Source organism: Flavobacterium sp. XN-5, from assembly GCF_008033395.2.
In the GTDB taxonomy this organism is placed as follows: Bacteria; Bacteroidota; Bacteroidia; order Flavobacteriales; family Flavobacteriaceae; genus Flavobacterium; species Flavobacterium hiemivividum.
This window is the reverse complement of sequence record NZ_VOGZ02000007.1, coordinates 202,101-213,190: the sequence shown is the minus strand read 5'-3', so window position 1 is coordinate 213,190 and position 11,090 is coordinate 202,101. Positions and strand designations below refer to the sequence as shown.

The window sequence follows — 11,090 nt, the reverse complement described above, 5'->3', positions numbered from 1 at the left end:
TGCTAATAATTGCGTGTTGAAAGGCACAGTTACTATCACACAACCAACAGCAATCGCTGCAGCAGCAGTTGCCCATAATCCATCATGCTTCGGTGTAGCCAATACAGGCTTTACCATCACAGCATCTGGAGGAACAGGCACACTGGTGTATTCAAGTGATAATGGAGCTACTTATGTTGCTTCAGGAGTATTCACTGGACTTACCGCTGGAACTTATTCTTGGAAAGTAAAAGATGCTAACGGTTGTATCAAATCAGGTACGGTTATTATTACCATTCCGACTGATATCACTGCAGCAGCAGTTGCCAATAATCCATCATGCTTCGGAATAGCCAATACAGGCTTTACCATTACAGCATCTGGAGGAACAGGCACACTGATGTATTCAAGTGATAATGGAGCTACTTATGTTGCTTCAGGAGTATTCACTGGACTTACCGCTGGAACTTATTCTTGGAAAGTAAAAGATGCTAACGGTTGTATCAAATCCGGTACGGTTATTATTACCATTCCGTCAATGATTGCGGCAAATGTTACGCCAGTAAATCCAAAATGTTGTTATGAGCCAGATGGTTCAATTACAATTTCTGCAACTGGAGGTACAGGAACACTGATGTATTCCATCAATGATGGATCTAGTTATCAAACATCTAATGTATTCAGCGGATTACTTGCAGGTACATATAAATGGGTGGTAAAAGATGCTAATAATTGTATTTTGAAAGGTTCGGTTACTTTAACCAATCCTCCATTATTAGTAGCATCATCAACTCTTGTAAATCCTAAATGTCATGGAGGAACTGATGGATCGATTACTATTATCGCTTCTGGAGGTACTGGTACCCTAATGTACTCTATAGATCAAGGTGTTACTTATCAAGCTTCAAACGTATTTAATGGCCTAGCGGCAGGAGAATACAAATGGAGAGTGAAAGATGCTAATAATTGTCTGTTGAAAGGTACATTCATTCTGACTGCTCCGCCAGCTGTTATCGTAACTGCCAATCTCGTTAATCCTAAATGTCATGGAGGAAATGATGGTTCGATTACAATTAATGCTGCAGAAGGAAGTTCTCCTTTTATGTACTCTATAAATGATGGAGCTACTTACCAATCGTCTAATGTGTTTACTACTTTAGTGGCAGGTCAATACAAATGGGCAGTAAAAGAGAACAATGGTTGTATTTCGAGAGGTATGGTTAATTTAATTAATCCTGCGTTAATTGTTGCATCGGCAACACCTACAAATCCTAAATGTAATGGAGGAGCCTACGGTTCATTTGCCATCACAGCAACAGGAGGAACAGGGGTATTGATGTATTCTGCAGATAATGGATTGAATTACCAATCATCTAATGTATTTACTGCACTTATGGCAGGGGAATACAAATGGATGGTAAAAGATGCCAATGGATGTATTATGCAAGGAACTGTCAACTTATTGAATCCGAAATTAATTTCGGTATCTGTATCGGCAGTAAATCCTTCATGTTGTGAAGCTTTAAGAGACGGTTCGATCACATTGAACGCCTCTGGCGGAACAGGTGCATTCATGTACTCCATTAATGGTGGATCTACGTATCAAACATCTAATTTCTTTGGCAATTTATCTGCTGGAGTTTATAATTGGATGGTAAAAGATGCAAACAACTGTATTGCAAGTGGTACGGTTACTTTACGTAACCCTAGTGATCCACTAGCTAAACCAGCTGCAACAACTGTAAAAGCTAATTTTACAGCCTACCCAGTTCCATTTAAAGATGTGCTAACAATCAAATATGACTTTGATTACATTTCTGATGTAAAAATAGAAATGTTTGATGCACAAGGAAAAGTGGTACTTACCAAATTGGACACAAATAGTTACTTAAACAAAGAAATTACCATAAGACCTAGCTCTAATATTGAGCAAGAAAAGGTTTATATTGTGAAAGTAACTACAGACAGAGGATACACTACTAAAAAAGTGATGTCTGGAAAATAGTGTAATTTATTAATCTTAATTTAAAAGCATCCGTTTTCGCGGATGCTTTTTTTATACCAGCAAATTAGAATTAGTCAATTGCCTTTCTACAGCTACTATTAGCGTAGTATAAACAGTTTTTTTTGATTTTGCGAACTAGTCTGTAGTCAATTTTAACCATTTTATATTTACTACAGCCCACTTGAATTATGCTGTTTTAAAGTATACTGAATAAGCTGCACCAGTTATTGGCAAGATACCAATGCGTTCAAGATAGCTAACATGAGTGCCATAAAATTAATACGTGAAGGACTAAATAAAAATACAAGAAATTTTTTTTAAAATATTCTCCAAACACTCTTTTTAGTAAAGTTCATTTGAAAAAAAAGGATACATCGGAAGAAGCCAAATGTTAATTTTATTGTGGATTCTTTTTTATTTTTAACAAAGTGGACTTGACACAATTTTCGAATTAATTTTATAAAGAAACGCGGTAAATAAGAAATGTATGAATAATAATTACACTATTTATTAACAGTATTAAATAGCTTTTTATGATATTTTAAATTTACTTTTTTACAGATGTAAAATTGATTGTATAATCTTGATAAATTCTTTTATTTGATAAAAAATCAGGTGCAATATAAGACTTTAAATTTTTTTATATATTAATGAGCAAGTTGTAAATTATTTACTAATAAACTGAATACAAGCTAGTTAACACGTAAATTAATGTTATAATTTTTTATTTGTAAAGGGTTTCTTTATCCATTGTGTTGTTGGTCGGTTTTACTCGTTCGTTGTCTTGTATAGGCCTTTTTTCCTCCTTTTTTTTCTGTTTTATATCTAACTTTGAGATAACATTTTACTATTACTAACTACTTTACTTCATAATTTTAAGTAGCTAAAATGGATGCCTACTTACTGTTAAGAATAAATTTAGAGCTAAATCTCTTCATCAATTTTGAAGATTTTGTTTTACTACAAGTTTTCTTCCCAAGTCTGAAAACATTGTTACAACCTACTTTTAATTTATAATAGAAGCTACCAACTAAAAACTAGTTTAAGAGTTGAAATATAAATCAACTATTCAGCCTTTGTACATTATTTTATTCGATCCCGAACTTCAATTTTTTTTGAAGATGATTATCGCTTATTCTCCCAAATTTTTAAAAAATCCTACTTAATATAACTTATGGAATAAAACTACTATTATTATGAAAAAGAATAAAATTTCGAAAAATTTCGATGGTTTTTCTGGTAAAATAATAAGTTACCTTTTAATGAAAAATACTATTTCTAAATTAGATAATTTGAAATCTAATGAGAGAAATGTTATCGAGTTCCTAGCAAGTATGTGGACCAGTTTTTGGCGCCGGTCACTTGCTATGCCTTTTATAGTATTTGTAATGCTATTAACGGCATATACGGCTAATGCACAGAATATTCAAGGTGTTGTTCCTGTTCAGTACCCTCGATCAGGATCAGGAGTAGATGGTGATGCCTTTGCTCATACGCCTGATTTTACTAACTCTCTTTATATTAATACAGGAGACTTATTTGACAATCTTCATCCCACTATTGCGGGTCATGGTTTGATTAATCCTCTTACTGGTGAAGTTTTTTACAAACCCAGTCTGACAGGTGCACAGTCAATTCCTGTAACTTATCAGTTAAAGGATCCTTATCAAAATGATCCAACCACATTCACTTCATCCAATAAAATAAATGATAATCCCGGCACTTATACATGGGGGGCAGGAAGTTCACCACCCAAAAATGAAATCCAAAATTGTGGAGCTCATTTTAGTTATGGTGATCCAGGTAAAACAGGAGGGAGAACTATTGACGGCATAAACTTTGTTACTCCTGGTGGTGTAGCAGGATCTTCTACAGATTTGTGGTGTCTTTTCGCGGGTGACCGTCAGGTGACTAACGGGAGCAGTTATATTGATTTCGAGTTTTTACAGGCACCCTTAACAATTACGGGTGCTGTTTATGGTTCTCCTGATCCTTTAAGTAATGTGGCGCCAATCATTGGTGGTAGTGGAGGATTTATCACTGGAGCACCCGCTTCAACGGGTGGCCGTACACTTGGTGATATTTTAGTTACTATTGAATTTACACAAGGAGGTGGTGATGCAACCGTTGTGATTCAAACATGGTCATTAGTAGGTGGGGTTTACCAATATGTTGTTGTTCCCAATACTACTTTTCCAGATCAAATCTTTATTACCAATAACGACTCATTTACCCCGGTTCCTTTTGATGTCTTTGGAGTGAATCCTGGGATATACGAGCCCAATCAATTTGCTGAAGGTGCTATTAATCTTACTCAAGTATTCTTAGCAAGCCAAAATAATAATCCATGCTTTGTACTTAGCACAGTGTTTATTAGAACACGGACTTCAGGAAGTTCAGGTCAATCTGAATTGAAAGATTTCCCTTCCGCTCCCATTCAATTGAATTTGGATTTGACTCCAAATGCTAATGCAGGAGCTGACAAAGTGTTGACTTGTACTACAACTTCACTTGCTTTAAGCGGTTCTTCTACAACAGCAGGTGCGACATACTCCTGGGTTGCCAGTAACGGTGGTAACATCGTTTCAGGAGCTAACACAGCTACGCCAACTGTTAATGCTGCAGGTACCTATACCTTAAGCGTTTCTATTCCATCTAATCCTTTGTGTATAGGAACTGATGTTACCTTGGTAACCTTAAATAATACTCTGCCTAATGCAGCTGCAGGGCCCGACAAAGTATTGACCTGCGCAACAACGTCAATTGCCTTAAGCGGATCCTCCACAACAACGGGAGCAACTTTCTCTTGGGCTGCCAGCAATGGAGGAAATATCGTTTCAGGAGGGACAACAGCTACACCAACCGTTAATGCTGCAGGTACATATACTTTAACTGTTACTGATCCAGCTAATGGATGTATAGCTACTGATGTGGCTTTAGTAACGTTAAATAATACTGCGCCTAATGCAAATGCAGGAGCTGATAAAGTATTGACTTGTACAATTACTTCAATCGCCTTGAGTGGTTCTTCCACAACGGCGGGAGCTACTTTCTCTTGGGCAGCTAGTAATGGCGGAAACATTGTTTCTGGAGCTACAACAGCTACACCAACCGTTAATGCTGCAGGTACATATACTTTAACGGTTACTAATCCAGCTAATGGATGTACTGCTACTGATGTAGCTTTAGTGACACTCAATGCTTCATTGCCTAACGTAAATGCAGGAGCCGATAAAGTCTTGACTTGTACAATCACTTCAATTGCTTTGAGTGGTTCGTCCTCCACAGCAGATGCAACATTCTCTTGGATTGCTAGCAATGGTGGATTTATCGTTTCTGGAGCTAATTCAACAACACCAACCGTAAATGCAGCCGGTACGTATACCTTAACCGTTACTAATCCAGCTAATGGATGTACTGCTACTGATGTGGCCTTAGTAACCTTAAACAATACTGCACCAAATGCAAATGCAGGAGCCGATAAAGTCTTGACTTGTACAATCACTTCAATTGCTTTGAGTGGTTCGTCCTCCACAGCAGATGCAACATTCTCATGGATTGCTAGTAATGGTGGAAACATAGTTTCCGGAGCTACGACAGCTACACCAACCGTTAATGCAGCTGGTACGTATACATTAACCGTTACTAATCCAGCTAATGGATGTACTGCTACTGATGTAGCCTTAGTAACTTTAAACAATACTGCACCTAATGCAAATGCAGGAGCTGATAAAGTATTGACTTGTACAATTACTTCAATCGCCTTGAGTGGTTCTTCCACAACGGCGGGAGCTACTTTCTCATGGGCAGCTAGTAATGGCGGAAACATTGTTTCTGGAGCTACAACAGCTACACCAACAGTAAATGCAGCCGGCACCTATACCTTAACTGTTACTAATCCAGCTAATGGATGTACTGCTACTGATGTGGCCTTAGTAACTTTAAACAATACTGCGCCTAATGCTAATGCAGGAGCTGATAAAGTGTTGACTTGTACCATCTCTTCAATCGCCTTGAGCGGTTCTTCCACAACAGTGGGAGCTACTTTCTCTTGGGTTGCCAGCAATGGTGGAAACATCGTTTCTGGAGCTACAACAGCGACACCAACAGTAAATGCAGCTGGTACGTATACCTTAACCGTTACTAATCCAGCTAATGGATGTACTGCTACTGATGTGGCCGTAATAACTCTCGATGCTAATACGCCAAATGCAAATGCAGGAGCGGATAAAGTATTGACTTGCACTGTTACTTCAATTGTCTTGAGTGGTTCGTCTACAACAGCGGGAGCTACATTCTCTTGGATTGCTAGCAATGGAGGATTTATCGTTTCCGGAGCTACGACAGCTACACCAACAGTAAATGCAGCTGGTACGTATACCTTAACCGTTACTAATCCAGCTAATGGATGTACTGCTACTGATGTGGCCTTAGTAACCTTAAACAATACTGCACCAAATGCAAATGCAGGAGCCGATAAAGTCTTGACTTGTACAATCACTTCAATTGCTTTGAGTGGTTCGTCCTCCACAGCAGATGCAACATTCTTATGGATTGCTAGTAATGGTGGAAACATAGTTTCCGGAGCTACGACAGCTACACCAACCGTTAATGCAGCTGGTACGTATACCTTAACCGTTACTAATCCAGCTAATGGATGTACTGCTACTGATGTGGCCTTAGTAACTTTAAACAATACTGCGCCTAATGCAAATGCAGGAGCTGATAAAGTGTTGACTTGTACCATCTCTTCAATCGCCTTGAGTGGGTCTTCTACAACAGCAGGTGCGACATTCTTCTGGGTTGCTAGTAATGGCGGAAACATAGTTTCTGGAGCAACTACAGCTACACCAACAGTAAATGCAGCGGGTACCTATACTTTAACCGTTACTAATCCAGCTAATGGTTGTACTGCTACCGATGTGGCCTTAGTAACTTTAAACAGTACTGCGCCAAATGCAAATGCAGGAGTAGATACTCAGATTTTATGTAGTAGTACTACTGCAATTCTATCTGGTTCATCTACAACAACAGGAGCAACATTTGCTTGGGTTGCAAGTAATGGTGGAAACATTGTTTCTGGAGCAAATACAGCTACACCTACAGTAAATGCAGCTGGTACCTATACACTAACGGTTACTAATCCAGCTAATGGATGTACTGCTACTGATATAGCTTTAGTAACTGTTCAAATTTGTGCCAAAGCCCTATGTGCTTATACTCAAGGGTACTATGGGAATCTTGGAGGAATGTCATGCGCTCCTGATGGAGGTATTTTTAGTAAATACACTACAAAAGAACTAATAGCAAAAGCTTTAGCTTCTTATGGAGGTACTATGACAATAGGTTCCTTAACAAATAATTTAAAATTTCTAAATACTGTTGCTGGTGTACAAGCCATAATAGACCTTCTACCTGGAGGCGGTGGCGGCAGCTACGCATTAACTGGTAGTTACATCGTAAGCGTTGATGTGTTACCTAGTAGTTATTTGACTAAAAAAGGAACTCTAAACAATACTTTACTGGCTCAAACAACGACTTTAGGTCTTAATATAGGAATAAATGGAGCTCTTGGTGGTTTTGTATTGCAAGGAGGTATGTTGGTGACTGCTGATTCTGAAGGTGGTTGCGGTTCAGATATTCCGAAAACGCGTACTTGTAATTACGATGCATTAGGGAATTTTATAGGTGTGACTAATGATTACCATTATACTTCCATTGATGGAGCTGTTGTTACTGCCTTAGGTCCTAATCCAACAATTCAAAAATTATTTGTTTTGGCTAATCAATCTTTAGGAGGAGCAGAATTACCTACAGGTGTTTCACTTTCACAAATAGCAAGTGTTGTAGATGCTATCAACAATGCTTTTGATGGTTGTAGAATATTTATGGGTTATAATGTTGAACGTTGTACAGGAGACTTATCTGGTATAAGTGCTAAAATTACAGCTGATAAAACAACAGAACTAGCTGGTTTTACAGCTAATCCAGTGCCTTTTCAAGATAAGTTAACCATCACATATGATTTCGATTATGTTTCTAAAGTGAAAATTGAAGTGTTTGATGCTCGTGGTGGTAAAGTGCATTCTCAATTGGATAACAATAGTTATTTAGGCAAAGAAGTTGTACTTAATCTTAATGTAAAAAGAGGTCAAGAACAAGTTTACATTGTGAAATTGGCTACTGATAGAGGAAGTAGTACTAAAAAAGTAATGTCTTCCAAATAAGTAATTTAACGAGTTTTTAATTAAAAGCATCCGTCTAAAGCGGATGCTTTTTTGGTCTTGTTCAGTTTTGAAATGGGTAGTTCCTCCTGAAATTTAATTTATAGTATCACAGTCAATACAATATTTGTCTCTTTTTCGTCTAAAGTCTGGATTCCCACAGAGGATGAATATCTTCAAGCGGTTTAGATTATGAAGTTTATTTAGTCAATTTACTTCAGCCCTCCAGTCTCATGAAAGAGGATTTATTCGTATGGCTTTTGACCACAAATTTTTCATCTGGAAAATCAAATATTTCAGTGAGTTACCAATTTCTAAAAAAAAAAAATAGAACTACTTTGTAAGTCGATAATCCGTTGTACAGCCTAGATTTAGCCAGCATGGTTTGAGTTTTTTATCTATAATTTACAGTTGCATAATAATTATAAAATAAATTTTGGCACAGTTCGTGAATATAGGAAAGAAAGGAAACTCATAATATTAAAAACATGAAAAAGATAATTACACTTTTAGCCATTGCAGGGTTGTTGACTTTGCAAAGTTGCACAACATCAGGTAGTTTTGAAATTGCGCCTGTCCCTACGACCGAAGTTTTCGAAGTAACCACTTCATTTAACTCGAATAATAATTTCAGTAGGTTTGTAACCCTTAATCCACCAATTTATTCTTCAGACGTGGTGCTAACGTATCGATTATCTGGATCTAATTCTCAAGGGGATGTATGGCAGTTATTACCGGAAACCTATTATTTTAATGATGGAACATTGGATTTTGGGTATCGATTTGATTATACTAATCGCGATGTAAATATTTACATGATTGGAAATGATTTACAGTCCGTGTCTACGAATTTTAGACTCAATCAGGTAATCCGAATTGTGATTGTACCGGCAAATTATGCTAAGACGATCAACAAAAAAAGTTATTCTGATGTTATTACTACCTTAAATATAAAAGATAGTCAAATTCAGAAAATTGATCTTTAATAAATGAAAAGGTAAAAAAGGGAACTGTGAGGTTTCCTTATTTACATCTATAAAGGAAAGTTAGGCATTGCTCATTGTAACTCTCAGTATAAATGCTGGATTAGATATCATGTAATTGATTTAATAATTAACTTTGTTATAATTAATGAGCCATAGAGATTTGTAATAAAAAAACAACCATTTAAAAAATATAGTTATGAAAAAAATTAGCGCAATATTAGCAGTAATTGGAATGATTTTCATTTCAAGTTGTGAAGGGCCACAAGGGCCTCCTGGATATGACGGATTGGACGGACAGGATGGTTTAGTAGCCGAAGTATTTGAAATTAAAAATGTGAATTTTGTTTTTAGTGCTTCAAAAGGCTACACAATTTTTAGTGCTTTAACACCTAAAATACTGGCATCTGATGTGGTTTTAATATACAGGATGAACGGTAGTATTGATGCGACTACTCCTATTTGGCAGCTGATTCCTAGAACTCTCTATTTAACTTCCCCAGATAGAGAACTGGATTATGATTTTGATTTTAGTAGGGAAGATTTTACTATTTATGCGGGTGGTAATTATGATATTATCACAACTCCACAATATATCAACAATCAGACCTTTCGAATTGTAATTGTTCCAGGTAGCTTTTCTACTTCAATAAACAAAAATAACTATGCCGATGTGGTGGCCGCCTTGAATATAAAGGAAAGCCAAATTCAGAGTATTAATTTTTAGTATTGTGAGTATAATAAAAAAAGGAAATCCGAAAGATTTCCTTTTTTTATGCTTGTATAAAAAATTACTAGAGAAAAATTTATTTTTCTTCTTCTGTCATTTCCTTTTTACTCATTCTTAGGGAGACCACAATTCCTGCAATTAATGAAAAGGCAATAAATGCTAATGAGCCCCATTCTGGAATTTCGATAAAATCATGCAGTAACATTTTAAGACCTACAAAACTTAGAATTGCAATAAGACTAAACTCTAAATATTTGAATTTCTCCAGCATATTTGCTAAAAAGAAATACATCGATCTCAAACCTAATATCGCAAAAATATTAGAGCTAAAAACTAAAAAAGGGTCGCTAGTTATTGCTAAAATAGCAGGTACACTGTCTAAGGCAAAAATTACATCCATAACTTCAATCACAATTAAAGCTACAAATAAAGGAGTGGCTGCCGTGATGTGTTTTCTTTTAACAAAAAAATGTTCGCCATCTATATGAGTCGATACAGGAATTATTTTTTTTAATACGCGATAAACTAGGGATTTTTTTGGTTCAAATTCTTTTTCATCGTCGGTGAATAGCATTTTGACTGCGGTATAGAATAAGAAAGCGCCAAAGACATAAGTGGTCCAGGCGAATTTATGAATCAACAATACTCCAAAGTATATCATAATACCTCTGAATACAATTGCTCCAATGATTCCCCAGAATAAAACACGATGCTGGTATTTTTTAGGAATTTTGAAGGCAGAAAAGATGACTGCAATAACAAATATATTATCAACACTCAGTGATAATTCTATTAAATAGCCAGTAATAAACTTTATTGAAGCAGCTAAAGGTTTTAAACCGTCAGGGTTTGCAACATAATTATTGCTGTACAACCAGTAAACTACTCCCGAGAAAAGAAAGGAGATTGTTACCCATATCCCCGTCCATTTACTGGCCTCCTTAGTACTAATAATATGTGGAGTTTTATTAAATACTCCCAAATCTAACGCTAGAAAGAGTAAAATTGCAGTTATAAAACAGATCCAGACAATCATATATTGAGTTTTTTTAGAATTACAAAGATACTTTTTGATTGTGAACTTCGAAATTTATTTGTCTAAAGTTGAGTTTTAAATAGAACTTAAGCGTTTTTATTTAATTGGATTAGTAATATGAAAATGGAAGGGC

5 protein-coding genes are annotated in these 11,090 nt (G+C 36.3%); 4 read left to right on the top strand and 1 reads right to left on the bottom strand.

Annotation, left to right across the window (positions count from 1 at the left end):
* The 4 genes from FQU23_RS12945 to FQU23_RS12930 form a co-directional block, all read left to right on the top strand.
* The coding region (locus FQU23_RS12945) for a T9SS type A sorting domain-containing protein (RefSeq protein ID WP_147674191.1) at positions 1-1,984 on the top strand (1,984 nt) is incomplete at its 5' end.
* Between the two features lie 1,196 nt (positions 1,985-3,180).
* Positions 3,181-8,211: a T9SS type A sorting domain-containing protein gene (locus FQU23_RS12940; protein WP_147674190.1), complete on the top strand. Its 5,031-nt coding sequence runs from the start codon at positions 3,181-3,183 to the stop codon at positions 8,209-8,211.
* A 485-nt stretch (positions 8,212-8,696) separates the two neighbouring features.
* Entirely contained in the window at positions 8,697-9,194 is a 498-nt protein-coding gene (locus FQU23_RS12935) for a hypothetical protein (RefSeq protein WP_147674189.1), read from the top strand.
* Positions 9,195-9,390: 196 nt separating this feature from the next.
* Positions 9,391-9,918 carry a hypothetical protein gene (locus FQU23_RS12930; RefSeq protein ID WP_147674188.1) on the top strand — a complete coding sequence of 176 codons (528 nt, stop codon included), beginning with the start codon at positions 9,391-9,393 and terminating at the stop codon, positions 9,916-9,918.
* Positions 9,919-9,997: 79 nt separating this feature from the next.
* Here FQU23_RS12930 and FQU23_RS12925 read toward each other — a convergent pair whose 3' ends face one another.
* Positions 9,998-10,957: a TerC family protein gene (locus FQU23_RS12925; RefSeq protein ID WP_147674187.1), complete on the bottom strand. Its 960-nt coding sequence runs from the start codon at positions 10,955-10,957 to the stop codon at positions 9,998-10,000.
* Positions 10,958-11,090: the final 133 nt, after the last annotated feature.

What these genes read in the sequence shown, in the direction of transcription:
- FQU23_RS12940 (WP_147674190.1), top strand. Translation starts at nt 3,181, where the DNA reads ATGAAAAAGAATAAAATTTCGAAAAATTTCGATGGTTTTTCTGGTAAA.
- FQU23_RS12935 (WP_147674189.1), top strand. Translation starts at nt 8,697, where the DNA reads ATGAAAAAGATAATTACACTTTTAGCCATTGCAGGGTTGTTGACTTTG.
- FQU23_RS12930 (WP_147674188.1), top strand. Translation starts at nt 9,391, where the DNA reads ATGAAAAAAATTAGCGCAATATTAGCAGTAATTGGAATGATTTTCATT.
- FQU23_RS12925 (WP_147674187.1), bottom strand. Translation starts at nt 10,957, where the DNA reads ATGATTGTCTGGATCTGTTTTATAACTGCAATTTTACTCTTTCTAGCG.